General features: G+C 69.4%; 26 protein-coding genes and 1 pseudogene. 6 read left to right on the top strand and 21 right to left on the bottom strand.

Going from position 1 to position 24,231, the window contains the following annotated elements; translation table 11 throughout:
* Window positions 1–13 precede the first annotated feature (13 nt).
* A pseudogene (locus ACEXOR_RS17085) lies at window positions 14–2,418 on the top strand (HAD-IC family P-type ATPase).
* Here the strand turns inward: ACEXOR_RS17085 and ACEXOR_RS17090 are convergent.
* The 4 genes from ACEXOR_RS17090 to ACEXOR_RS17105 form a co-directional block, all read right to left on the bottom strand.
* Complete coding sequence (locus tag ACEXOR_RS17090; RefSeq protein ID WP_374850944.1) at window positions 2,400–2,876, bottom strand: hypothetical protein; 477 nt, start codon at window positions 2,874–2,876, stop codon at window positions 2,400–2,402. The pseudogene ACEXOR_RS17085 and the gene ACEXOR_RS17090 sit on opposite strands and share 19 nt — an antisense overlap.
* A gap of 58 nt (window positions 2,877–2,934) precedes the next feature.
* Window positions 2,935–3,264 carry a hypothetical protein gene (locus tag ACEXOR_RS17095; RefSeq protein ID WP_374850945.1) on the bottom strand — a complete coding sequence of 110 codons (330 nt, stop codon included), beginning with the start codon at window positions 3,262–3,264 and terminating at the stop codon, window positions 2,935–2,937.
* A gap of 803 nt (window positions 3,265–4,067) precedes the next feature.
* Complete coding sequence (locus tag ACEXOR_RS17100) at window positions 4,068–4,847, bottom strand: SDR family NAD(P)-dependent oxidoreductase (protein WP_374850946.1); 780 nt, start codon at window positions 4,845–4,847, stop codon at window positions 4,068–4,070.
* A gap of 107 nt (window positions 4,848–4,954) precedes the next feature.
* Window positions 4,955–5,695, bottom strand: a complete 741-nt coding sequence (locus ACEXOR_RS17105; RefSeq protein ID WP_374850947.1) for an SDR family oxidoreductase — start codon at window positions 5,693–5,695, stop codon at window positions 4,955–4,957.
* A 149-nt stretch (window positions 5,696–5,844) separates the two neighbouring features.
* On the opposite strand from ACEXOR_RS17105, the gene ACEXOR_RS17110 reads away from it, so the two are divergent.
* A complete protein-coding gene (locus ACEXOR_RS17110) occupies window positions 5,845–6,693 on the top strand; it encodes a helix-turn-helix domain-containing protein (RefSeq protein ID WP_374850948.1) in 849 nt (282 codons plus the stop codon).
* A gap of 27 nt (window positions 6,694–6,720) precedes the next feature.
* Here ACEXOR_RS17110 and ACEXOR_RS17115 read toward each other — a convergent pair whose 3' ends face one another.
* Entirely contained in the window at window positions 6,721–8,130 is a 1,410-nt protein-coding gene (locus tag ACEXOR_RS17115) for an FAD-dependent oxidoreductase (protein ID WP_374850949.1), read from the bottom strand.
* A 46-nt stretch (window positions 8,131–8,176) separates the two neighbouring features.
* Between ACEXOR_RS17115 and ACEXOR_RS17120 the strand changes: the two genes are divergently transcribed.
* A complete protein-coding gene (locus ACEXOR_RS17120) occupies window positions 8,177–8,851 on the top strand; it encodes an arsenate reductase/protein-tyrosine-phosphatase family protein (protein WP_374850950.1) in 675 nt (224 codons plus the stop codon).
* A gap of 14 nt (window positions 8,852–8,865) precedes the next feature.
* The gene (locus ACEXOR_RS17125) at window positions 8,866–9,261 is read left to right on the top strand and encodes an arsenate-mycothiol transferase ArsC (protein ID WP_374850951.1); all 396 of its coding nucleotides are present in this window, start codon (window positions 8,866–8,868) and stop codon (window positions 9,259–9,261) included.
* On the opposite strand, the gene ACEXOR_RS17130 is transcribed toward ACEXOR_RS17125, so the two are convergent.
* Window positions 9,258–10,583 carry an NAD(P)-binding domain-containing protein gene (locus ACEXOR_RS17130; RefSeq protein ID WP_374850952.1) on the bottom strand — a complete coding sequence of 442 codons (1,326 nt, stop codon included), beginning with the start codon at window positions 10,581–10,583 and terminating at the stop codon, window positions 9,258–9,260. The genes ACEXOR_RS17125 and ACEXOR_RS17130 overlap by 4 nt on opposite strands.
* Before the next feature lie 89 nt (window positions 10,584–10,672).
* Between ACEXOR_RS17130 and ACEXOR_RS17135 the strand changes: the two genes are divergently transcribed.
* A complete protein-coding gene (locus ACEXOR_RS17135) occupies window positions 10,673–11,020 on the top strand; it encodes an ArsR/SmtB family transcription factor (RefSeq protein WP_374850953.1) in 348 nt (115 codons plus the stop codon).
* An 80-nt stretch (window positions 11,021–11,100) separates the two neighbouring features.
* Here the strand turns inward: ACEXOR_RS17135 and ACEXOR_RS17140 are convergent, their stop codons facing one another.
* The 12 genes from ACEXOR_RS17140 to ACEXOR_RS17195 all read right to left on the bottom strand — a co-directional run bounded on the left by ACEXOR_RS17140 (window position 11,101) and on the right by ACEXOR_RS17195 (window position 21,789).
* Entirely contained in the window at window positions 11,101–15,510 is a 4,410-nt protein-coding gene (locus ACEXOR_RS17140) for a cell wall-binding repeat-containing protein (protein ID WP_374850954.1), read from the bottom strand.
* A gap of 113 nt (window positions 15,511–15,623) precedes the next feature.
* On the bottom strand, window positions 15,624–16,070 hold the full coding sequence (locus ACEXOR_RS17145) for a BLUF domain-containing protein (RefSeq protein WP_374850955.1): 447 nt from the start codon (window positions 16,068–16,070) through the stop codon (window positions 15,624–15,626).
* 156 nt (window positions 16,071–16,226) lie between these two features.
* Entirely contained in the window at window positions 16,227–16,397 is a 171-nt protein-coding gene (locus tag ACEXOR_RS17150; RefSeq protein WP_374850956.1) for a hypothetical protein, read from the bottom strand.
* A 41-nt stretch (window positions 16,398–16,438) separates the two neighbouring features.
* Window positions 16,439–16,858 (bottom strand): hypothetical protein, encoded by a 420-nt coding sequence (locus ACEXOR_RS17155; RefSeq protein ID WP_374850957.1) that lies wholly within the window; start codon window positions 16,856–16,858, stop codon window positions 16,439–16,441.
* The gene (locus tag ACEXOR_RS17160) at window positions 16,855–17,286 is read right to left on the bottom strand and encodes an Asp23/Gls24 family envelope stress response protein (RefSeq protein ID WP_374850958.1); all 432 of its coding nucleotides are present in this window, start codon (window positions 17,284–17,286) and stop codon (window positions 16,855–16,857) included. The genes ACEXOR_RS17155 and ACEXOR_RS17160 overlap by 4 nt, the downstream gene beginning before the upstream one ends.
* Window positions 17,287–17,409: 123 nt before the next feature.
* Window positions 17,410–18,015, bottom strand: a complete 606-nt coding sequence (locus tag ACEXOR_RS17165) for an Asp23/Gls24 family envelope stress response protein (RefSeq protein WP_374850959.1) — start codon at window positions 18,013–18,015, stop codon at window positions 17,410–17,412.
* A complete protein-coding gene (locus tag ACEXOR_RS17170; protein ID WP_374850960.1) occupies window positions 18,012–18,590 on the bottom strand; it encodes a hypothetical protein in 579 nt (192 codons plus the stop codon). The genes ACEXOR_RS17165 and ACEXOR_RS17170 overlap by 4 nt, the downstream gene beginning before the upstream one ends.
* Window positions 18,587–18,955, bottom strand: a complete 369-nt coding sequence (locus ACEXOR_RS17175; protein WP_374850961.1) for a hypothetical protein — start codon at window positions 18,953–18,955, stop codon at window positions 18,587–18,589. The genes ACEXOR_RS17170 and ACEXOR_RS17175 overlap by 4 nt, the downstream gene beginning before the upstream one ends.
* Complete coding sequence (locus ACEXOR_RS17180) at window positions 18,952–19,140, bottom strand: DUF2273 domain-containing protein (RefSeq protein ID WP_374850962.1); 189 nt, start codon at window positions 19,138–19,140, stop codon at window positions 18,952–18,954. The genes ACEXOR_RS17175 and ACEXOR_RS17180 overlap by 4 nt, the downstream gene beginning before the upstream one ends.
* Window positions 19,137–19,580 (bottom strand): Asp23/Gls24 family envelope stress response protein, encoded by a 444-nt coding sequence (locus ACEXOR_RS17185; RefSeq protein ID WP_374850963.1) that lies wholly within the window; start codon window positions 19,578–19,580, stop codon window positions 19,137–19,139. The genes ACEXOR_RS17180 and ACEXOR_RS17185 overlap by 4 nt, the downstream gene beginning before the upstream one ends.
* Before the next feature lie 212 nt (window positions 19,581–19,792).
* Entirely contained in the window at window positions 19,793–20,659 is an 867-nt protein-coding gene (locus ACEXOR_RS17190; RefSeq protein ID WP_374850964.1) for a phosphatase PAP2 family protein, read from the bottom strand.
* Window positions 20,656–21,789 carry a diacylglycerol/lipid kinase family protein gene (locus ACEXOR_RS17195; RefSeq protein ID WP_374850965.1) on the bottom strand — a complete coding sequence of 378 codons (1,134 nt, stop codon included), beginning with the start codon at window positions 21,787–21,789 and terminating at the stop codon, window positions 20,656–20,658. Before ACEXOR_RS17195 ends, ACEXOR_RS17190 begins: the two co-directional genes overlap by 4 nt.
* Window positions 21,790–21,950: 161 nt before the next feature.
* Here ACEXOR_RS17195 and ACEXOR_RS17200 point away from each other — a divergent pair, with 161 nt between their 5' ends.
* Window positions 21,951–22,496: a hypothetical protein gene (locus ACEXOR_RS17200; protein WP_374850966.1), complete on the top strand. Its 546-nt coding sequence runs from the start codon at window positions 21,951–21,953 to the stop codon at window positions 22,494–22,496.
* A 76-nt stretch (window positions 22,497–22,572) separates the two neighbouring features.
* Here ACEXOR_RS17200 and ACEXOR_RS17205 read toward each other — a convergent pair whose 3' ends face one another.
* The 3 genes from ACEXOR_RS17205 to ACEXOR_RS17215 are packed head-to-tail and all read right to left on the bottom strand — an operon-like array spanning window position 22,573 to window position 24,217.
* On the bottom strand, window positions 22,573–23,148 hold the full coding sequence (locus ACEXOR_RS17205; RefSeq protein WP_374850967.1) for a DUF3618 domain-containing protein: 576 nt from the start codon (window positions 23,146–23,148) through the stop codon (window positions 22,573–22,575).
* Window positions 23,145–23,558 carry a phage holin family protein gene (locus ACEXOR_RS17210; protein WP_374850968.1) on the bottom strand — a complete coding sequence of 138 codons (414 nt, stop codon included), beginning with the start codon at window positions 23,556–23,558 and terminating at the stop codon, window positions 23,145–23,147. The genes ACEXOR_RS17205 and ACEXOR_RS17210 overlap by 4 nt, the downstream gene beginning before the upstream one ends.
* The gene (locus ACEXOR_RS17215) at window positions 23,555–24,217 is read right to left on the bottom strand and encodes a hypothetical protein (RefSeq protein WP_374850969.1); all 663 of its coding nucleotides are present in this window, start codon (window positions 24,215–24,217) and stop codon (window positions 23,555–23,557) included. The genes ACEXOR_RS17210 and ACEXOR_RS17215 overlap by 4 nt, the downstream gene beginning before the upstream one ends.
* Window positions 24,218–24,231 lie beyond the last annotated feature (14 nt).

Here is a 24,231-nt window from a genome sequence, read left to right on the forward strand (position 1 = left end):
AGAGGGGGCGAGCTTGTCGGCAGCGGGGTTGAGCACGGCGGAGGTCGACCAGCGGGTTGCCGCAGGGCGCACGAACGCGTTCCTGCAGAACACCAGCCGCAGCGTCTGGAGCATCATCCGGGCCAATGTGCTCACCCTGTTCAACGGCATCATCCTCGCGTGCTTCATCGTGCTCCTCGCCATCGGTCGGTGGCAGGATGCCCTGTTCGGCTTCTCGGCGGTCGCCAACGCCATCATCGGCAGTGTCCAGGAATACCGCGCGAAGCGTGCCCTCGACAAGCTGGCACTGCTCAACGCACCGCATGCCCGGGTCGTGCGAAACGGATCCGAGGCGGAGATCGAGATCGCCTCGGTCGTGATCGACGACACCGTGGTGCTTCGAGCCGGAGATCGGGTTCCCGCCGACGCGCTCGTCGCAGGATCTCGAGGGCTCCAGCTCGACGAATCCATGCTCACCGGCGAGTCGGATGCGGTGGAGAAGACTGTCGGCGACAGGGTGCTCTCCGGGTCGGTCGTCGTGGGCGGCGAAGGCTCCGCCGTCGTGGACCGGGTGGGAGCGGATTCGTTCGCGAATTCACTCGCCGCCGAGGCGAAGCGCTTCTCCCTAGTCGCGTCCGAGTTGAGATCGTCGATCAACCGCGTGCTGAAGTGGGTGACCTGGATCATCGGACCCGTCGCCCTGCTCGTGCTGAACGCTCAGATGGTCGCTCAAGGTGGCTGGGCGGATGCGTTGGAGAACGGGGCCTGGCGCGACGCCGCGACCGCCACCATCGCATCCGTCGTGGCCATGGTGCCCCTCGGTCTGGTGCTCATGACCAGCATCACGTTCGCCGTCGGCGCCGTGAAGCTCACCCGGCAGCAGGTTCTGGTTCAGGAGCTGCCCGCCGTCGAGGGGCTCGCCCGGGTGGACCTGATCTGCCTCGACAAGACGGGCACCCTCACCCAGGGCGACATCGTCTTCGACGGAGCCCATCCGCTGTCCCCGGTGGCCGGGTGGGAGACTGTTCTCGCCTGGTACGGCGTGCAGAACGACGCCAACGCGACAGCCGAAGCCTCGCCGAACCGTACACCGCCGTGCCGTCCGCGGCGCCGCTGGACCGGGTGCCGTTCTCGTCGGCCCGTAAATGGAGCGCCGTCGTCTTCGCCGACGGGATGTGGATCCTGGGCGGGCCGGAGATGGTTTTCCCCGCCGCGGGCGGAGGCGACCCGGTGCGCACGTCGCTCGCCGCCCAGGCCGACGATCTCGCCGCGAGCGGCCGACGCACGCTGGTACTCGCGCACGGCACGCCCACCACCGACGAGACCGTTCCGGTCGACGCCGTTCCGGTGGTGCTTCTGACGTTCCGAGAGAACATCCGCCCCGACGCCGCCGAGACCCTCGCGTACTTCGCTGATCAGGGTGTCGAGGTTCGCATCATCTCCGGCGACAATCCGCAGACCGTGGCAGCCATCGCCCGCGAGGTCGGCCTCGACGCTCCCCACGGTTTCGACGCTCGGCAGCTGCCCGACGACGACGAGGCCCTTCTCGACGTCCTCGAGACGAACCTCGTCTTCGGCCGGGTCACCCCGGATCAGAAGAAGCGCATCGTGGTCGCCCTGAAGTCAGCCGGCCACACCGTCGCCATGACCGGAGACGGCGTGAACGACGCGCTGGCGATCAAGGAGGCCGACATCGGGGTCGCGATGAACTCCGGAGCGGCCGCGACGAAAGCGGTCGCGCGCCTGGTGCTCCTCGATGGCAAGTTCTCCCACCTGCCGAGCGTGGTCGCCGAGGGGCGACAGGTCATCGCCAATATCGAACGTGTCTCGATGCTCTTCCTCACGAAGACCGCCTATGCCACCTTCCTCGCGATCACGTTCGGCATCCTGCTGCTGCCGTTCCCCTTCCTGCCCCGCCAACTGTCCGTCACCGACGGGCTCACCATCGGCATCCCCGCCTTCTTCCTCGCGCTGCTGCCCAACGCCCAGCGCTACATTCCCGGGTTCCTCCGCCGCTCACTCACGTTCGCCGTACCCGCCGGGCTCGCCGTGACCCTCGGCATCGCCTCGTACGCACGCCTGGCCGCCGACGCCGGCATACCCGAGGCCGAGATCCGCACCGGTTCGACGCTCATCCTGGGCATCATCGGACTCTGGATCCTCGTCGTCCTCTCACGGCCCGTCACCCGCTTCAAGGGCCTGGTTATCGGCGCCATGATGGTCGGGCTCGTGCTGGTGTACACCGTGCCGGTGGCACGCGACTTCCTCCAGCTGGTCGACCCCACACTGCCCACGGCACTACTCGTGCTCGTCACCTCGCTGGCGTCCATCGCGCTGATCGAGATCGTGCGGTTTGCCCACCGCCGTGTCTCGCGCCGAGATGCGGAGAACGCCGCCCTGGAGCGCCCGGCCCGGCTGCGTCAGCGAGCCGCGAAGTAACGTCGCCCCGGACCCGTCCACAGCGGAACGATCACCGCAGAGGTGACCACCAGCTGGATCGCAGCCACCGACCAGTCGCCCTCCTCCGTGACCACAACGACCAGGATCGCCGACAGCAACGCGAGCACCAGAACGATCGTGACTCCCAGCCGCGACGCACGACTGCCCCGGGCCACCCCCGATGCCAGGGCGATCACGAACAACCCGAACAGGATCATTCCCGCACCGAACAGGGTGACGGCGAGCACGACGCCGCTCTCGGCGACCTCCGGCAGATAACGAAGGAACACCCCGAGGATGCCCACCATGATCTGAGTGATACCGCCGAGGTAGACCAGAACCACCGCGAACGTCACGAACCCGGGTCGAGAGCGAGATGAGCGCAGTGCCATGCCGCCAATAGAACCACGGATGGCCGGTCGGGCCGCCAAGAAATGCACAATCAGCGCCTCCAGCAAAGTAACTGGTGTTCGCAACTACCTCGCATTTCCTTGGCCATGGTCGGCGGTCGCGTCGTCAACGACCGGTTGAGCCATCACGCCCGCGGGCGACTTCGGCCTCATGAGTCGATCGTTCTTGGAGGGTACCGATCGTTGCGACATCGGCCACCTCGAGATCTTCGGACTCGGCGCGGGCATCACCACGCGGAAAGACCTCGTCAAGGTGACTCTCTTCGAGCGGAGTTACGGACGCATTCCCTACCTCGTCCCCGTCGAGATCATCGAAACCGGGGACCTCTGCTGCGTTCGACAGATTCCGGGAACTCTTCACGATTCCCCAGTCATCCTCTCGCCCCTCTAATCGGGTGAAGCCGACTGCATCGAGTACCGCGAGGGATTCGCCCACTGGCTCCTCGCGAAAGTACAGAGCATCTGAAGTCGCCAGAACCGCCGCACCTGGGCTCCCCCGACGCCTGGAGCTGCCGGTCCAGAGTCTGCCGAGCAGCACATATGCGCTTGCACGCCCGGATGGACGGGCCTCATTCAGCAGCCGCCACAGAGCCGTGCAGCGGCTCACCGTTTCCGGCCTCGAAGCGCACCAGAGCGAGCGAGTGCCCACCGTCATGAGGTTCGACCTCGATCCAGCTCAGTTCCTCAGACTCCGGCGGGCGGCTTCAGGGCCAGAACGGCGTCTCGAAACGTGGACACCAACTCCCCGATCTCGAACGCCTTCTCACTGGCCACTTGATCCGTGAGCCCTGCCCACCCTGGTCTCTCCTCGGCGTAAGACTCGACATCACGGAGTGAACAAACACCGACCCGCTCCTGGGTCTCGACTGTGCGCCGATACGATCGCCCCGTGCAGAAGTCTCGAAAGGCGAGCCCGCTTCGGCCGGACCGGCCTTCTGAGTTCGCCGTTCAAGCCGTCTTGCTCACGCCGCGCTGCTCAGCGACCTCGCCGTCATCGACGAGCGCAGCTGGGGAGAGTCGGCGCTTCTGAGCTGCCTGCGGCGGTTGAAGGCAGGTGGCCCGTGTCGGACTCCGGATCCGCTCGACCAGCGACCACTTCGCCGCGGCCTACGCCGACGAGTTGGTCTTCGACGCTGACGGGCTGGGGTGGTGGGGAGACCAACCGCTTCCACCCCTGCGCCCCCGCTGACGCAGGCCCGCACAGTCGCGCTACCCGGCGAGCGGTACGTGTCGAGGCGATCAGGGCCGGTAGCGCGATGCGAGAACGGGTGACTGACCACCGAAGGCAGCCAGGTGCGCCGTGAACACGTCCTGCAGCAGACCGCCCTGCTCCACGCCCGGCGCGGTGACGGTCTCACCGAGCTCGATACCGCGAAGGCTCGCCGTGACGACGTCGCCGGCGCTCATCCGGGGAGCAGCCGAGAGGTCCATGCCCTGCCGTTCGTGGAACTCGGTCGCGACGACCCCGGGCAGGAGGGCCTGCACGGCGACTCCACTCGGAGAGAGCTCCGCGTTCAGTGTCTGAGAGAGAGCGAGTGTGTAGGCGAGGGTGGACGCATAGACGGCGCGACGGAGTCCGACCTCCTCGAGAGTGGCAGGGCCGCTGAAGGCGATCATGCCGGCCACGTTGACGATCTGTCCCCCGCCTCGCTGAACCATGCCCGGAGCGATCGCCCGAGTCAGGAGGGTCGGCGCCAGAACCTTCACTCCCACGAGTTCGGCGGCCTGCTCCTCGGGCAGCTCCGTGAACGCCTTGTAGTGGGCGACGCCGGCGTTGTTGACCAGGATCGAGACGGGCCGGTCGCCGACGGCCGCGATGACCTTCTGGATTCCCGCGTTCGTCGACAGGTCGGCGACGACGGTGAGCACGCGGACGTCGGGGAACTCGGCGGCGAGTTCGTCGAGTCGCTCCTGACGGCGACCGACAGCGATGACGTCGGTGCCGCGTGCTGCCAGACGGCGGGCGTATTCCCGTCCGATGCCTGACGATGCTCCGGTGACGACGGCCGATTGGCTCATGGTGATTCTCCTTCGGGCTTCTGGAACGCCGTCTGTGCGGTGCTCGAATCGTGGGCGGGATCTGATTCCGCCGATGGGTTCTCCCTGTGATCGATGGTGGGAGGAGGTCAGTGACCCGGGAGCAGGGCGAGGGCCTGGGAGCGCTGAGCGAGGAGGTCGCCGTACGTGCCGTCGCGCTCGGCCCAGCGAAGACGCTGTGCCGCGTCGACGACGATCTCGTCGGCGGCATCCGGAGCGGTGATCAACTGGACGACTTCATCGAGATAGTCCTCGAGCGGGAGGGCGGCGGGGTTCATGCCGCCCTGGGCCTCGGTCGCCACGGCCGGCGGGACGAGTTCGGTGACCCGGACCCCCGCATCGGCCAGCTGCGGACGGAGGGACTCGGTGTACGCGTGGACTCCCGCCTTGGACGCCCCGTAGGTCGGCATCAGCGGGAACGGCAGGAAAGCGATTCCGGAGCTCACGGTGATGATGTCACCGTGGCCCTGGGCGATGAGGTGCGGGGAGAACGCATCGATCACGCGGATGGTGCCGAGCAGATTCACCGCGATCGTCGCCTCGGAGATCGCGAAGTGAGCAGGGTCGCGAAGATCCTCGGGGATCATGACACCGGACATCGTCACCACGACGTCGAGGCCGGGGTGCCGTGCGAGGACCTCGTCTCGGGCACGCTCCACCGAATCGTGATCGGTGACGTCGATCTCCACGGTCTCGAGGTCGGTGACGCGATCGATGGTGCGCCCGCCCACGACGACGGTGCTTCCGGCTCGCTCGAAGCGATGAGCCAGCCCGAGACCGATGCCCGAGGTGCCTCCGACAATGAGGACTGTTCGTCCGGTGATGTTCATGACGACTTCTCTCCTACTCCGCGTGACCGCCGTCGTATCCGTGGCGTGACTCCATCGTCGGTTCGGTTCTTCGGCCCAGGAAGGTCCCCGCTGATCCGGGGAGCAGCAGGGCCTCTCTCAGCGTGGACGTCGCGACTAGCGTGTTCTTTGTGGACGATGCCGGACGTGCGAACAAGCTGGGTGAGTACTTGCAGGCCCGCCGCGCCCTCATCACCCCCGATCAAGTCGGCCTCACGGCAGGACCGAATCGACGGGTCCCGGGACTCAGGCGTGAGGAGGTCGCACTCCTGGCCGGCATCAGTGCCGACTACTACCTCCGGCTCGAACGCGGGCGCGACAGCCATCCATCCCTGCAGGTCATCGAGGCGTTGGCGCGGGTGCTTCAGCTCGATGAGGTCGAGACCACCTACCTGGTGAGTCTCGGGAGTCCCCGCCCGCATGCGCGACGGTACCCGCGCGAAGAGCGGGTACCGGCCCGGCTGCACCAGTTGCTGGCGACCATCGCCGCACCGGCGTTCATCGAGGGGCGGTGTTTCGACGTCCTCGCCGCGAACCCGTCGGCCATTGCCTTCTCGCCGCGTCTCGCTCCCGGCAACAACCGTCTGCGCTCACTGCTTCTCGACCCGGAAGAACGCGAGTTCCATCGGGACTGGGAACAGTCGGTGAGCGCCTTCATCGCGCTCTTCCGGCACTCCATAGCGGACCGTGTCGACGACGTCAGGGCAATCGAGCTCGTCGGTGAGCTGTCGCTGGCGAGTGCACGGTTCCGCGAGGAATGGGCGCGCCAGGGCGTGAGAAGTTTCGTGGGTGGCGGTGTCGAGATCGATCACCCAATCGTGGGAGAGCTGCAGCTCCATCGAGAGAAGCTGCAGGTCGAGGGCTTGGTACTCGTCGTCTACTACGCCGACCAAGGCAGTCCGAGCGCCGAGCGACTCCGCATGCTGGACGCCCTGGCCGCACCCGTGGTTCAGCCCGACCTGCAGGACCGACGACCCTGACTCCATCGGGCTGTCGCCGGTGACCTGTCACACCGGTCGTGCGAGCGCTCCGCTCGACGACGACAGCCGGAGCTGCCGGCTCCAGGCCTGGGTGGCGACCTGCACGGCGTCCCACGGCGAGCCGAGCGGGGGCGTGTAGGAGAGGTCGAGGTCGCTCATCGCCTCGACGGTCATGCCGTGGTGCAGGGCGGTGGCGTAGGTGTCGACGCGTTTGGCGATCTCGGCGCCGCGGGCACCGACCAGCTGGGCGCCGAGCAGCAGCCCGTCGCCGGTATCGCCGGTGATGCGGATGCTGAGCCGTTTCGCGCCCGGGTAGTACGCCTTGTGGTCGTCTGCGATCGCGGTGCCGCTGAGGGGCGTGTAGCCGGCGGCGACGGCCTCGTGATCGCGGAGGCCGGTGCGGGCCGCCACGAGGTCGAAGACCTTGACGACCTGGGTACCGAGACTGCCCGCGAACCGGGCGTCTCCGCCGATCGCGTTCTCCCCCGCCACTCGGCCCTGCTTGTGGGAGGTCGTGCCGAGAGGAAGGTAGGTGACACCGAGGAGGCGGTGATGGGTGACCACGCCGTCGCCGGCCGCCCACACGTGAGGCAGACCGGTTCGCATCCGCTCGTCGACGACGACAGCTCCCCCGGCCCCGGTGGATGCGCCGGCATCGGTGAGCAGGCTCGTGTTCGGTCGCACGCCGACGACCAGGAGCACGACATCCGCGGTTCTGGACGAACTCCGGCCGCCTTCGAAGCCGGTCACGGTCAGGCGACCTCCGGTACGGGCGATGCCCTCGACACGGGCGTTCGTGACCACGTCGACACCGTGGCGGGTGAGTTCCTCGTGCACGAGGGAGCCGAGTTCGGGGTCAAGGGTCGAGAGCACTTCGGGCCCGCGCTGGAGCTGCGTCACGTGGAGGCCGCGGATGGTGAGCGCCTCGGCCATCTCGAGGCCGACGTAGCCGGCTCCCACGATGATGGCGGTCTCGGGCTGGTGCTCGTCGAGGTAGCGCTCGAGCGCGAAGGTGTCACCCATCGAGTGCAGTACGTGCACGCCGTCGTCGGGGCCGAGCCCGTCGGGGCTGACGCCCGTGATGCCGGCAGTCGACGGGGAGGCCCCGGTGCCGACCATCAGTTCGTCGTAGGCGATCGTCGACTCCCGTCCGCTCGCATCCCGAACGGTGAGCTGCCGGCGGCCGACGTCGATGCCCGTCGCGAGAGTGTCGAGCCGGAGCTGCATGCCGGTGGCTTCGAGGTCGGCATGGGTGCGGTGGGCGAGCGACTGCCACGGGTTCACCTCGCGCGAGAAGTAGTACGGGATGCCGCAGATGGAGAAGTTCGGGTAGGCGTCGGCCACGACGACGGTGACATCGACGGAGGGGTCGAGTTCGCGGGCGCGGAGCGCTGTGGAGATTCCGGCGTCGCTTCCACCGATGGCTACGAGATGCATGACCCCATCTTGACTCGGCACAACTAGTTCAGTCAATATTGAAACAATGAGCACTGAACGAAACGAAGACGTGGTGCGTCGAGCAGCCAAGCACGCCGCCCTCGGCGATCCTGCGCGGCTGCGGATCGTCGACCTGTTGACGGTGGGTGATCTGGCACCGTCGGAGATCCGCGATGCTCTCGACCTGCGCTCGAACCTCATCACCCATCACCTGAACGTTCTGGAGTCGGTCGGGATGCTCACCCGGCACCGCTCCGAGGCCGACAGACGGCGCAGCTACGTGCGGCTGGCCAGCGACGCCCTGGACGGGCTCGTCCCCGGGGCGCTCGGCTCCGCGCGGCGACTGCTCTTCGTCTGCACCGCCAACTCGGCCCGCTCGCAGCTCGCCGCCGCGCTCTGGAACCGGGTCAGCAGCATCCCTGCAGACTCGGCTGGCACTCACCCGGCCGAGCAGATCGCCCCGGGCGCGATCGCGACCGCCGCCCGGCATGCGCTCACCCTCCCCCGTGTGCAGCCGCGGGCTCTGGTCGAGGTTCACCGCGCAGATGACTTCGTGGTGACCGTGTGCGATCGCGCGCACGAGGAACTGGGCCTGCGCGAGGGCGCGCACTGGTCGATCCCCGACCCGGTGCGGATCGGCACCGATGCGGCGTTCGATGCCGCCCTCGACGACCTGCAGCACCGAATCGACGACCTCGCGCCCCGCCTGGCCGCGTCCTGACCCGAAAGCCCCACATGACCGCCACGCCCACCGTCTTGTTCATCTGCCAGCACAACGCCGGCCGCTCCCAGATCGGAGCCGCACTGCTGGACCACCTGGCCGGCGAGCGGTTCACCGCGACCTCGGCCGGGCTCTCCCCCGCCGACGAGGTGAATCCGGCTGTCGCCGCGACGATGGCCGAACTGGGCGACGACATCAGCGGCAACGTGCCGCGGGCGGTCACGGTCGCCGACCTCGACGAAGCGGACATCGTGGTGCTGATGAAACCGGGGCTGGCCCTGCCGACGACGCCTCGTGGCGAGGTGCTGGAGTGGTCGTTCCCGAATCCGGAGTCGTGGGACGCCGACGCGGTGCGGCCGCTGCGCGAGGCCGTGTCGAAGAAGATCCGGTCGACGCTCCTCGCCCCCTAGACAGCGGCGGGCGCGCGGCCGATCTGGATCGGGCTCGGAGCAGGCAGCGCACAACAGCTCGCACCGGTGGCGGCGCCCGTCGAGTCGAACAGGCCCGCTCCCCCGCACACGCCCGTGTCGGGCAGTACCAGTTCGACCCGGGCGGCGGCTTCGTGATCGCCGGCAAGCTCCGCCACCACCGACCGCACCTGCTCATACCCCGTCATCGCCAGGAACGTGGGTGCGCGTCCGTAGGACTTGGCGCCCACCAGGTAGAAGTCGGGCTCAGGCTGGGCGAGGTCGGCGGCGCCGGTCGCGGCCACGGAACCGCAGGAGTGGATGTTGGGGTCGACCTCGGCGGCGATCCGCGCCGGCGCTTGCAGCGTCGCATCCAGTTCCAGGCGCAACTCCGACAGGAACGACAGATCAGGCCGGAAACCGGTCAGCACCGCGACATGATCGGCGGGGGCGAGCATCCGGCCGTCTTCGCTGGTGAGCAGCACCTGGTCGCCGTCGCGGGCGATTTTCTCGACTCGAAAACCGGTCACCACGTCGATCAGGCCGGCGTCGACGAGCTCCTTCGCGGTGATGCCGAGCCGGCCACGGGCGGGCAGCTCATCGGCCTCTCCCCCGCCGAAGGTTGTGCCGACGGTGCCGCGGCGCAGCACCCAGGTGACCTTCGTCGACGGGTCACGGCGAGCGATCCGACCGAGCGCGATCACGGCCGTGACGGCCGAGTGGCCCGACCCCACGACGACGCTGTGTGCACCTTCGTACTCCGTGCGACGCCGGTAGTCCGGGATGCGGTAGTCCAGCACCGCCGCGGCGGCGCGCTCCCCGAGCGCGGGCAGGCCGTCGGCCCCGGCCGGGTTCGGGGTCGACCAGGTGCCGGATGCATCGATCACCGCGCGCGCGTCCACCCGGTACTCGGTGCCATCGGTGGCTTCGATGTGCACGGTGAAGGGCTGTTCGGCCCGCCCCTGGTCGACGAGGCGGTCGCGGCCCCGTCGGGAGACGCCGACGACCAGCGAGTCGTAGCGGATGCGGTCGCCCAGCTCCGCCGCGAGCGGGGCGAGGTAGCCGCGGATCCACTGCGCGCCCGTCGGGTACCCGGTCGTCGGCGCTTCCCACCCGGTGGGCTCGAGCAGGCGAGCCGCAGCCTTGTCGACCAGCTCGCTCCAACCGGAGAACAGTCGCACGTGACCCCACTCGGACACCGCCGCCGCCGCGCTCGCGCCGGCCTCGAACACCAGAACCGGCTGGGCACGCTCGACCAGGTGCGCGGCAGCCGCCAATCCCTGGGGGCCGGCACCGATCACGACGACGGGTAACTCGTTCCGCACCGTCTCCTCCTCACACATCGACAGACCTCAATGCATCGAGGTTGGTCGATGCATCGACAGGTGTCAATATGACGTGCCAGAATCTGACCATGACGATCGCCCTGCCACTGCCGACCACGGATACGGCCGCATGCTGCGCCCCCGTCACGGGCGGAGTTCTCACCACTGAGGAAGCCGAGCGCATCGCCCGTACCTTCAAGGCGCTCGGTGACCCGTCGCGTGTGCGCCTGCTCTCGCTGATCGCGGCAAGCGAAGGCGGCGAGGCGTGCATCTGCGACCTGACCGAGCCTGTCGGCCTGTCGCAGCCGACGGTGTCGCATCACATGAAGCTGCTCGTCGACGCCGGGCTCGCGGTGCGCGAGCAGCGTGGCCGCTGGGCCTACTACCGCGTCGTCGATGATGCCCTCGACCGAGCGGCGCGAGCCCTCCGCCCCTGACCGGCACTCATGAGTCGGCGCCTTCGCGTGCCGCGTGCTCACCCTCTGAGAGCGTGTGGACCGCCGACGAGTCACACGGATCAGGTCCGGCAGGGTGTGAGGGAGGCCACGGCGGCGGAGAGAGAGTTGGGGCCACCGAGCAGCACCACCTCGCGGGCGCGCAGCCGGGCGATCTGGGCCAGCACCCCCGGGGGCACACAGTCCGTGGGCACCACGAACAGCGGCGAGGCCGTCGACCCCGCCCAGGCCGTTCCTGCGAGAGCATCGGGGAAGTTGTACCCGGTGGCGAGGAACACCCGGTCTGCCGATTCGAAGGCCTGAGCATTGATGGCGACGGAAGCCTCGAAGCGATCGGCCCCTGACAGCCGCTGGACGTCGCCGACCGCCTCGTCCAACGCCTGATAGAGCGCGGGCGAGACCGAGTTGGGGCCGCCGGCCACGATCACGCGCGCGGTGCCGAGATCGCTGAGCAGCTGCCTGGTGGCGGCATCGAGCGATCCGGACTGGCCGGGCACGAGCAGCACCGGCATCGCGTGCGCTCCTCCCGCGGCGCCCGCGCTCAGGGCGTCGGGGAAGTTCGCTCCAGTCGCCACGTAGACCGCCGGTGCGCCGACCTGCCCGAACGCGTAGCGCACGAGATTGCGCGACGCCTCGTAGCGGTCGGCGCCGGAGATACGCACGGTGTGCTTCTGGATTCCCGTCAGTTCGAGCAGCACGCTCTCCGAGACGGATGCGGGGCCTCCCACGACGACGATCTTTCCGGGTTTCAACCGCTCGATCTCTGTGCGCACGGCGGCCGGCAGGGAATCGCCCGGAGTGAGCAACAAGGGCCCGCCCTCGTGCACGGCTGCGGGGCCGGCGCTCAGTGCGTCGGGATAGTTCGCGCCGGTCGCCAGGTACACCACCGGGGCCCCGGCCGGGAACGCCGTCTGCGACACCTGCACGGCTACCCCGTAGCGGTCGGCGCCCATCACCCGGTTCACCGCAGGCTTGGTCGGCGTCGGCGTGACCGTTCCCTCGTCGCGCAGCTCGAGCCGGGAGAGCACCACGCCTCCGACCCCGTCCGACCAGGCCAGAAGGGAACCGTTCAGCGACACGACCGGTCCGTAGCTGTAGTACTGCTCGGTCGGCGGGGTGATCCACGCCTGCGGCCCCGCACCACCGAAGCCGAACACGAGCACCGAGGCCCGCTGGTATCCGCCGTAGTAGCTCGGCCCTGACGGGTCGTACGTCCATCCCTCCCCCAGGCTGAGGGCGAACGCACTCCCCGACCGCGAGACCTGAACCAGGGATCCCTCGTTCTGCTGAGTGCTCCGGATGGCCGCCTCCGCACCTCCCAGGTGCGCCAAAGACGTGAGTCGCGCGAGATCGTCGACCTGGGTCGTGAGCACCTGGATCGGGCCCTCACCGCTGGAGCTGTTGGACTCGGTCACGAGCAGCACCCGGCCCTCGTCGACACTGAGGTGTCGCACCCATCCGTCGATCTCACCGAGCGGCCGCTTCTGAGCCGTGGCGGCGGTCAGCGACGAGGTCCAGACCTTCGACTCCCGGTCGACCCACACCACTCTGTCGCCCTCGACGGCGAGCCACGAACAATCGAAGCCGTCCAGCCCGAGTCGCGCGCGCACGACCGCCGAGATCACCGGTTGCCCCGTCTCGAGCTTCAGCACCTGGCACCGGCTCGAGATCACCACCAGACCGTCGTCGATGGCGTAGGCCTGATCGTCGTTGCTGACGTCGGACGCCCACACCTCGACGCCGTTCCGGTACGCCGCAAGCTCGGTCCCAGGTGCGGTGTCGCGCACTCTGAGGTTCCATTCACCTTCTACCCACGGGGTCTGGCTCCAGCTCTCCATCCGCGCCACCATCGCACCCATGTTCGTGACGTCGCCGGTCACTGCGGCTCCGGCCGCAGCCGGATCGACGCGAGTCATCCATTGGGCACCGGCATCCACGGTGTCGTCGGTCCAGGTCAACGAGTCGTCGCTGAGGGTCACTCCGTAGACGTTGGCCGGACCGCCGACGACCGGCAGATCGTAGAGCCGCTGCGGAGGAGAGCCGACGGGATCGGCCACCCGGTAGAGGAAGCCGCTCAACAGCTCGTCCGTTCCCACCCAGGGCTCGGTCAGCGGCCCGTTCGGACCGGGCCGCATGACGACGGCTGTTCCGTCGGTGGCGAGGTTGTCATTGCCGCGGAAACCGAGCACCGATTTCGCCGTGCTCCCGTCGGCACGGCCGACCACGGGCTCGGGGTAGTCGGGGCCGGTGAAGATCGTGGCACCGGGCAGGGTGATGAGTTCGGAGAACGCCTTCGCATCCCAGCGCCTGGCGGTCTCACCCACGCCGAAGCGGTACACGACTCCCGACTTGACTCCGTTGCCCGCCCAGTCCATCTGCCAGTTCTCGAGGGTGTTGCGGTCCTGCCGCGGCAGGTGCACGCTCGCGGCGGATCCCGTGACTGCGAGCTCCACCTGGCCGACCCGCTGGTAGCCATAGTTCCAGGCGTCGCGCAACCATCCGCCGCCGTCGACCAGCCCGGGCGCGTCTTCGGAGCGGATGGAGCCGATCGAGCGCAGAGTCTGGGTGCCCTCCGTCCAGAGCAGCATGCGGGCATCGCCGTATTGCCGCTTGCTGCTCGAATAGGTGCCCACGAGCAGGCCAAGGCTCTGACTGCCGTCGGCCTCGGCGAGCATCGGCTCGCGACTGCCGAGAGCGGTGGCCGAGATCGCCGCCACGTTGCGACGCACAGCCTCCCCGCCACCGGTCACGTCGACCTCGCGCACCACGAAACTGTTGTCGCTGACGCAGCCGTAGCTGCCGGGCCAGCGATACGACTCGAACCAGCCCCTCGCCGAACCGGTCAGGAGAGTGCCTTTCACCGCTGTCTGGCCACCACGGCTGCCGTCGAGGGTTTCCCAGACGATCACCTCTTTGCCGGCGTCGTCGGTGGTGGGAGCCGTGATGAGGCTGCCTCGCAGCCACGTGGGTTGGAAACTCATCCAGCCACCGTCACCGCCGAAGCGGGGTGAATCGTAGAGGTCACGCACCGGATCGGCGCGACCCGTGGTGAAGGCGAGCAACCGGTATTCGTTGGCGACCGACACTCCGACGAGCAAGCCGTCGCGCGAGGAGAGCCGCTGACCGTCGAGGCTCGCTCCGGGGGCACGTCGGGCCGAGTTGCCGCTGGTGACGACGGTGTTCGCGAGTACTCCGCCCTGGCCTGCAGCCGGCAGAACGGATGTCGCGGCCCGCGCTCCGGGAACGAAGATGTCGTCGAGTGTGCGGGGCGTAGCCGTGAGGTTCACCAGATCCTCGACGCCCGGGCAGAACTGTCCGGCGCCGGCCCGCAGGGTGATGAAGCTCGTGCGCCATCCCCCCAGCGATCCGCGCACCTGCACCTTGAGGGAGACATCACCCTGCTGGGCGATGCGACCGGTGACCGTGCCGTCGGCGGCAAGGGAGATGCCGGTCGGGTTGGTGTAGTCCGGATCAGGTCGCCAGGTGGCCGAGACCCCGGTGGCCAGTCGCTTGACCGTGGCTTTGACGCTGAGGTCGACGCCGATCGGGGCATCGAAGGTCGTGGTGGCGGGCACGGCGACCGAGAGGATGCGGTCGGCGACCATCTGGCCGGCCCGGGCGAGCAGCGGACCACCGACGTAGCTCGTGTGCACGGTCATACCGCTGCCGACCGACGGCCCGGATCCGCCCACCGGGGTGGCGGCGATGCGGGTCATCAGGTTGGCGGTGTCACACACGAGATCGTCGGCATTGCAGACCGACACCACTGCGGGTGCGACATCGTCCAGGGGCAGCGAGGAAAGATCGCCCGCCCAGCCGGTGAGCCCGTTGCCGGCGGGTGCGTTGCCGAGCGAGGTGAGCGAGGCTGTGGTTCGGGCAGGATCGGCCACGAGCACGATGCCCGCGAACTTGGAGCTGTCCGGATAGAGCGCGGCCACCCGGTGCGCCACGAGCGCACCCTGCGAGTACCCGATCAGGACGACTTTCTCATCGGGACATCGCTGAACCGAATCGTCGATGACGGGCTCGAGGTACTCCACGCCCGAGGCGATGCTGTCGAGATAGAGGTTGCTCACCTCGCCGGCGCTGAGATCGACGTCGAGGAAGGCCGCGGCGCCGACGGGCAGGGACTGGTAGTCGACCTGCACCTGGCGCACCCGCCGGTCGTCACCGATGGACACCCGCACGGCATCTCGGACCGCAGCGGCTTCGGCTCCGAAGCCCTCATTCTGATCCGCGGTCTGGCCCGAACCTCGGATGCCCACGACCACGACGTCCGCGCAGTCCTGGATTCCCGACACCCCGTGGTGCACGGGAGCCCCCCAGTTGCCGGAGGACGCGGCCACGATCGCCTCATCTGCGACCGCCGCCCCCACGGGAGATCCCACCACGACCGCCAACGGCACCACCACGGCCGCACCCATGGCCAGGGACAGGATGCGCCTCCACGATGACGGTCGCTCCGCACGCATAAGTACTCCCCCGAGCTCCCCACCGCAGGCGCGGCCAGCACGACTCTATCGACCGTCGTCGCCCGGCCGCGGCCCCCAATAGGGGACGCACGCGGCCCCGATCGGAGGGCCGGTCAGGAGCGCTTCGCCTGCTCCTCGAACCACGCGAGCAGCTGGCGGAGGGCCCGCGCCGCCTCGTTCGACTGCTCATCCGTGTCGGCTGAGCCGAACGACGCGAGATAACCGGGGATGTCGTCGGACACCGACGACTCGTAGGGCTCGAACCCCATGGTCCAGTCGGGGAACTGGCGCTCCCCCAGATTCTCCTCCAGCAGGATCTTCACGTCGGTGTGCCGAGGGTCGCCCGCGATCAGCGCCATGCGTTCGCGCACCGCGGGGGCCGGACCCTCGAGCACCTGCAGGAACCGCTCGTCGTGGTACAGCAGCATCCCGGTGACCTCGTGGCCCGCATTGTTCTCGCGGCTCGTCGACAACAGCGCGACCAGGTCGCCCGAGCTGAAGGGCACCGTGGCCGAGCTCGAATAGACGATCGACAGCACCTCGTTGTTCACCTTGTCCACCTCGCCAGCCTAGCGACAGCCGGGCGGGTGGGGTGCGGGAACAGCCGGAGACGACCGAGGCATTGACAATGCGGCCCGGACACCACAAGAGCCGGCGCGGTCGCCCCACCGCTGGGTGGGCGGCCACGCCGGCTCGCAGGCGGGTCAGGCGAGGTCTCAGCCGCGCGTGCGGAGCTTCTTCAGCGCCTTCTCGCGGCGCTTTCGCTCTTTGGGGTCGTTCCACAGCCGGATGACCTGGTGGGCCGTGGACTCGGTGTGGCCCGTGCGCGATCCGAGCACGTAGGCGATGAAGGCGATGCCGCCGATGAGGAGGACTTTGTTGCGCATGCGATGACCTTTCGTTGGGTGGAGTCTGCGGGGTGTCGCGGTCAGCGGCCCGAGAACTGAGTGATGATCTGCTGAATCTGCGGAATGACGTCCTGAGCCTGCGATGCGCCCGAGATGGCAACCGCCACGAGAGGCCACACCGAGACCACCAGCACGGCGACGATGGCGGCGACACCGAGGATCCAGGCCAGGACGCCGTTTCGCCGACGGATGCACAGCACCAGCAACAGCAGCGCGAGGCCGTAGCCGATCGCGAGTGCGACCGCGATCTGTCCGACCGGGATGCGCAGCGTTCCGCCTGTGCCGCCCGCCGCCGCGCCGATCAGACCGAGAACGGGCAGCAGCACACCGGCCACCACCAGTGCAACCAGCACGGCCGCCGTGACGAAGGCGGCCCACACCGCGCGAGGGCGGCGACCGCTTCCCCACGACCGCGTGCCACGACTCAGCCAGGTGGTCATGAGTCGGCTGCCGTCGCATCCGTCTCGTCGAACGGCCCGTGCACATCCGTGACTGTCACGTCGACACTCACCGAGTTCTCATGCAGCTGCTGGACGGCGTGACTGATCTGCTGGCGGGCGTGATCGGCCACCGCGGTGACGTTGGCCGGGTACTCCACGACGAGTGACACCGAGATGGTCGTGTGCGAACCGTCGTGCCCGATGGTGACGCCCGGATACGACGGCGATCCGGTGACGGAGCGCCGGGCCGAGTCGACCAGCCGGCCCAGCGGTGTTCCGAGGCGGTGCACCCCGGTCACCCCGAGCGCCGTGTCGGCCACCGTTCGGGCGAGCACCTCGGCGGGGTCGAGGCCGGCGTCGGCCGGGGCCGGCACCTGGGCGAGGTCGATGGGAATGACGCGGTGGGCGTCGGGAGCGGGAATGCTCATGGGGTTCTCCTTTCGAGAACGAGGCTTTCCGGGACGAGGCCTTTCGAGAACGAGGCTGTCCGGGAGGAGGCTGCCCGGGAACCGGATGGTCAGTCGGGCGGAATGAGGGCGGGGCGGGTTCGTTCAGGCCACCCGCGTCGACCCGGCCACCTTCGTGCGGAGACCGCCGACGATCTGGATGACGACGGGGGTCTGCTGTCCGAGCAGCTGGTCCCATCGCGTCACGGCCGAATCGACGGCCGCGCGCACCGCCATCGGCGAGGCACCGCGGCGGGCGTGAGCCGTGATGCGCAGCACGTTCTGCCGGCGCACCCGGAAGGCGCTCACGTCGACCGCCACGATCGCGGGCACCCGTGAGAGCGCCTCCTCGAGCACCTGCTCCGCCGCCTTCGCGTCGATCACCACATCGCCCCCGGTGGGGGTCGCGTGGTCCTCGCCCGCGGTCATCCGGAGCAGGGTGCCCGTGCGTCCGCGCCCCTGGCGGAGGGCGAACCAGACGAGCAGCGCGATCAGCAGCAGGCACACGCCCGCCACGGCGTACGGCAACCAGACGAGCCCTCCGGTGAGGGCCTCCGTCACCGGCGCACGCGCCTCGTCGGCGGCCGATGCGACGGCGCGCTGCACGTCGGGCAGCAGCGCGCCCACAGCCACCGCTCCCCCGCCCAGCACGAGCACGAGGCCCACGACGAGCACGAAGCTGCGGTTCAGAAATCGGTTCGTGGAGTTCATGCCCCCACCGTTCCCTTCTCCGACACGCGCACGCGGGCGCGCAGGGCCGGGGTGTAGTCGTACTCGGCGAGCTCGGCGTCGACGGCGGCACGGATGCTGCCGACATCCGTCGAGCGACCCGAGGTGCGGGTCACGTCGATCACGGCACGGCGTCGGGCGACCGTGACATGCACCTGGTCGGGGTCGACGTCACCGGCGTACGACGCCGTACGGGCGAGGCTCCGAGCGATCACCCCGTCGTCGACGACGGTCGCGGTGCGGCTGCGCAGGGCACCGCGGCGGCCGCGTCGCCCGGGGGCGAGCGCCACGACGACGAGCACGACGCCCACCACCGCCACAGCGGCGGCGATCGCGGTCACGAGCCCCACCGGTGCGGATGCCGCGCCGAGAACGGCGGTCGCCGCGTCGGCCGGGGTCACCAGCAGCGGGGGCCGGCCGAGCCCGGCGAGAACGGATTCGGTTCCGATCCAGGCGAGAACCAGGGCGAGGATCACCGCCACGGTGACGGCGATGCCCGCCCGGGACGAGTGCGTCTCGCGCCGCACGATGCGGCGGTACAGAGCCGGTGACGTCATGCGACCCTCCTTCGTTCGCTCAGGTCGACAGCGGTGATGCGCAGGTCGACCCGGCCGATGGTCGATCCGGTGAGCCGCAGGCACCGGGTGCGGATGGCGTTCTGCGCCTCGACCACGCGGTCGAGCAGTGTCGAGGTCGGTCGGCCGGCGGGCACGGAGCCCTCGGCCCCGAGCGGCGTCACGTGGATGGGGGTGCGGGCTTCGACCCGCAGCACCCCGCGCTCGTCGGACAGGGCGACGGAGACCTCCGACGCCGAGACACCGAGGGCGTCGGCGGTGACGGCCGACACCACACGGCGCACCGCGCGGGCGCTGATCGTGGTGCGGCCGTGCGGGGCCTGGCCGGCCGTCACCGCCGCGGTCACGACGACCGCCGCCCTCGGAGGGTGTCGCCGAGCGAACGCAGGTCGAGCTTGCCCTCGACCACCCGCCCGACGGCCCAGCCGATCGCCATGGCGAGGGCCACCAGCACGAAGGCCCAGAACCCGAGGGTCACCGCGGTCAGCGCGAGGACCGCGCCCACGATGATGCCGGTCGTCGCGGAGGTCACTGAACGCGGCTCTCGGTGTCGTCCTGGTCGTCGTCGGACGGGATGTGCACGTCGGACACGGTCACGTTCACCTCGGTGACCTCCATGCCGACGACGGTGGAGATGGCCTCGGTGACGCTCCGGCGCACCTCGTCGGCGAGCTTCTGCAGCTCGACCGGGTACTCGGCCACCACGACGATGTCGGCGGCGACCTGACGCTCACCGACCTCGACCTTGACGCCCTGACCGCGGTCCTGCGCGTTGATGGCGTTGCGGATGGTGCCGATGGCCCGGGCGGCCCCGTTGCCGAGGTCGTGCACGCCGTAGACCTCACGGGCGGCGATGCCGGCGACCTTCTCCACCACGCCGTCGGCGATGGTGTTCTTGCCGGTCGAGGCGGCGTCCGTCGTGGTGTGCTTGGCCGAGGCCGAACCGGTGGGGGTGGGGGTGACGTTGGTCATGATGCTCTCCTTCGATCAGAGTCGATCCACGTCGCAGCGGGGTGTCTGCGACGGTGCCGTGATGATGCGTGCACATCGGTATGACGGGCTCATCGGTCACGATGGCACGGTCATTCAGGCACTCCACAGATTCGCTGACCAGCACTCACTTTGCGGCCAGGATGCCCGATGAGGCATCGTTTTCCGGCCAGAGAGAGGAGAGCGGGAGAGGGCTATCCCGGCGGCTGCTCCCGTTGCCGGGTGGTGAGGTAGAGGCGATGCGCCGTGATGATCAGCGCGAGCCAGGCCGCGCCGAGCAGCCATCCCGCCAGCACGTCCGTGAACCAGTGGTGGCCGAGGAAGACGCGGCTGAGGCCGACGGTGAGGGCGAACAGAACGGCACCGGATGCGAGGGCGATGCGCGCTCCACGGCTCCGGCGGCGCAGGATCAGCAGGTAGGCGATCACGCCCACCACCACCACGGCGTTGAGCGTGTGACCGCTCGGGAACGACGGGGAGTACTCGAACGGAGGCACCGCGTCGGCCAGCGGCGGGCGCTCCCGGCCGATCAGCTCCTTGCCGGCGACGGTCATGAGCAGCGAACCGCCGCCCGCCGCCACGATGAGCACCACCGGCGTCCACGACCGGCGGTGCACCGCGAGCACGACGAGTGCCACCACCGCGATTATCGGCATCCCGATCGTGCCGGCGATGTCGGTGTACCCGGTCATCACCGAGTCGGCCGCGGGCGATCGCATCGTCAGCGCGAGATCGAGCATCGGGTGGTCCAGGCCCGCCACGCCGTCACCGTCGGCCACCGCGTCGTACACCTCGACGGAGGCGGCACTGAGCCCGAACGCCAGCGCGGCGCCGACGAGCAGGATGAGGATGAAGGCCGTGTAAGGCCCCGTCCTGTCGGCGATCGTCTGAACCGCCCGCGCGGCGACCCGGCCGACCGGGGTGTACCAGTGGGTCAGGTCGGAGTCGCCGACGTACCGGTCCACCCGGAGTTCACCGGAGACCCCGGGGTCGGGGCCGACGAGGGGCGTGTCGTCGAGCGGGAGCTTGCGCTGGGGCCGCCCGGGGTGGTTCGCGCTCACCGGTCGGTGTCCGCGGCCCCGCCGGATGCGCCGGTGTCGGATGCGCGGGCCTCGGATGCGCCGGCCTCTGACACGTCGGACGCGTGCTCCACCCCGGCGATGCCCAGGTCGGTGGTGTCGACGATCAACGACTTGCGCGGCGTCAGCCCGGGCGCCGCCGGCGCCGGAACCGGCAGCCGCACGATCAGCGATCCAGGATCGACCCCGAACCGGCCTCGGGTGGTCTCCCCCACCGGGTCGCCGTCGAGCTCGGCCAGCACGGGCTGATCGAGCTCGAACTCGAACTCCCGGCCGGGCCACTGCTTCAGCGAGGCGAGTCCGTTGCGGTTCCGCGTGGCCACGTCGATGGCGACCCCCAGCCAGCCGGCCACGGCGTTGGGCTGCAGCATGACCAGTTCGAGGTCGCCGTCGTCGAGCACCGCTCCGGTGGCGAGCTCGATGTTCGCCACCACCGAGCTGCAGTTGCAGGCGAGCACCATCAGGCAGTTGGTGGGATCCTCACGCTCGCCGTCGATCGTGAGCGTCGCGTCGAAGCCGCCCTTGAAGATGGCGGGGGCTCCGGCGGCGAGGTAGGCACCCCAACCCACCTTCTTCTTCAGGTCGTCATCGGTGTTGTCCATGATCTGCGCGTCGAGCCCCACGCCTCCCATCACCACGAACACGCGCTCCTCGCCGTCGTCGAACGTGGCCGTGCCCACGTCGATGGCACGGTTCTGGCCGAACAGCGCGATCTCCACCGCGTCGTCGATCGAACCCAGCGGAATCCCGAGGTTGCGGGCCAGAAGGTTCCCCGTTCCGCTCGGCAGCAGAGCGTACGGCACCCCGGTCCCCCGCAGCACGGCGGCCACCGCGCGCACGGTGCCGTCGCCGCCCATCGCACACACCACGTCGGCGCCGGCTTCCAGGGCCGCCGTCGCCGCGCTCGTGCCCGGGTCTTCGATCGTGGTCTCGAACCACAGCGGCTCGTCCCACCCGGCCCGCTGGGCTCCGGCGGCCACCGTCGCCTTGGCGGCGTCGACGTCGTCGAACTTGCTCGGGTTGATCACCACGGCCACCGTTCTGCCGCCGTCGTCGGCGGGGCCTGATTCGTCCGAAGCGGGCTGACGAGCGGATGCGGGGACGGTTGTCACGGTGGTTCTCCTTCGTGCCGCCTCGCGAGGGAGGGCGGCTGGGTCGTTCGCACCATCATGGTGCGACACGCCACACAGTGCACGCGCCCGGCGTCAACCCGGTCGCCGTCACGACTTTTCCGGCGTCGGCTGGATGACGTCCCCAACGAAAAGGAACTCTCATGTCGACACGCAACACCCTCGTCCGCGGAATGCACGACATCGGCCTCGCCGCCTGGTTCGGAGGCACCCTGATGGGTGCTGTCGGGCTCAACGGCGCCACGGCCAAGGCGGCCGACCCCACCGAGCGCCTGCGGCTGTCCTCGCTGGGCTGGGCCAAGTGGGCCCCGGTCCAGCTGGCCGCCATCGTGACGCACGGCATCGGCGGCATCGGGCTCATCCTCGGCAACAAGGGCCGGCTCGCCGCCCAGCCCGAGGCCCGCTCGAACACCACGGTCAAGCTGGTGATCACCGGCCTCGCCGGCGCCGCCAGCCTGTACTCCGGCATTCTCGGAGCCCAGATGGGCGAACGCGCCGAGGAGGGCACCGACGGTGTCACCGAGCCCGACGAGAACGCCTCGAAGGTGCTCGCCGCGGCCCAGTCGAAGCAGCGCGTGCTGCAGTGGACCATCCCCGTACTCACCGCGGTGCTCATCGTGCTCGGCGCCCAGCAGGGCGAGCAGCAGCGCCCGATCGCCGGCTTCCTCGGCCGCTTCACCGGCAAGTAATCAGCCGGGACGGCACGAGGGGCCGGGCGCGCGATGCGCCCGGCCCCTCGTCATCCGGAGCTCCGGTCGGAGCGGATCAGCGTCCTGCGACGTCGTTTCCGGACTTCTGGGCCTGGCTCTTCACCTCGTCGGCAGCCGAACCCGCCTCCGACGTGACCGAGTCGACGGCCCCGGTGGCGGCCTCTTTCACGGCCGACGCAGCATCCCGCGTCGGCTCCTTGAGGTTCTGGCCCACCTCCCTGGCCGCATCCGTCACCTGCTCGACCAGCGGCTGAGCCTGGTCTTTCAAAGTCGATGCGGCATCCTTCTCCTTCGTGGAGGCGGGAATGAGCGACGCGGCGAGCAGCCCCACCCCGAAGGCGATCAGGCCGACCGCGAGCGGGTTGCCCTCGGCCTTGGCCGCCACCTTCTCGGTGGCGCCGGAGACGCCGTCCCGAGCAGCGGACCCTCGGTCGGCGACCGAGTCCGATACGTCTCCGGCCGCCCCCATCACGCGATCGCGCACGGAGCCGACGGCCCCGCGCACCCTGTCGGTCTGGCGGCCGACGATCTTCGACGGGGTGACCTTGTCGGCCAGCGCGTCGACGTCTCCGCCGAGTTCACGACGGGTGCGCTCGATCTCGGCGCGGATCTGTTCTGGTGAATCGCTCATCGGTTCTCCTCATTCCTCTTCAACGTCTCTGGGATCTTCTTCAGCGAGTCGACGGTCTTCGGGGCGCCGTCGATCTCTTTCAGCTGCCTGCGGCCGATCACGTACAGGATCAGCGCGACGACGGCCCAGAGCAGGGCCACCACCACGCCCGACCAGCCGCCCCCGATCAGGGTGCCGAGGGCCCACCACAGGGCGATCGACAGGAACAGGATGGTCATCGACCCGGCGTACGCCGCACCGCCGAGCATTCCCGCCCCTTTGCCGGCCCGCGAGGCCGACTGCTTGAGCTCGGCCTTGGCGAGCTCGAGCTCCTGCCGCATCAGGGTGGAGAGGTCTTTGGTGACCTCGCCGAGCAGATCGCCGAGCGAGGTCGACGCCGCCTTCTGCTCCGACGGTGTGGGGTCGGTCATCGGCGGTCGTCCTCGTCACGCCGCTCGTCACGGAGCGTGGCCACCCGCTCGGTGTAGAGCGGGGTGTCGTCGACGCCGCTGGCGGGCGCGGCGGCCTCCTTCTCATCGGCGGCTCCCGCAGCCAGTGCCCGGGTGAGCCGTCCGGCCACCACACCGGCCACGGCGGCCACGGCGATGAACGTGCCGGGCTTCCGGCGCGCGTACGAGGTCACCTCAGCGAGGAGGGATCCGGGATCGCGCGCGTCCAGCCACGACGCCGCTCCGCCGGCCCGTTCGGACACCTGCCGGACGAGGTCGGCAGCGAGCCCGGAGGAGTCGGAGCCGTTCGCCATGCTGCCGAGCTCGTCGCCCAGGGTCCGCAGTCCGGAGGCGACCCGCTGCTGCTGCACGCCTGCCTGCTCCTTCAGCTCGGCCTGCGTCTGGTGGTAGAGGTCCTTGGCCTGAGAGGTCGCCTCGTGCGCGACATTCCCCGCCTCGTCCTTCACGGTGCCGACGACGTGACCGGCCTGCTCGGCGGCCGTGTCCTTGAGGTCTCCGGCGGCGCCCTTGGCGGCATCGACCTTCCCCGATCCGGCGTCCGGCTGGGTGGCTCCGCCGAATCGCTCGTCGACGGGGGGCTCGAAGCCGCTCTGCGGCCCAGGAACATAACTTTCCGACATAGTCTTCCCTCTCG

Origin of the sequence: Herbiconiux liangxiaofengii (assembly GCF_041927335.1) — a bacterium.
In the GTDB taxonomy this organism is placed as follows: Bacteria; Actinomycetota; Actinomycetes; order Actinomycetales; family Microbacteriaceae; genus Herbiconiux; species Herbiconiux liangxiaofengii.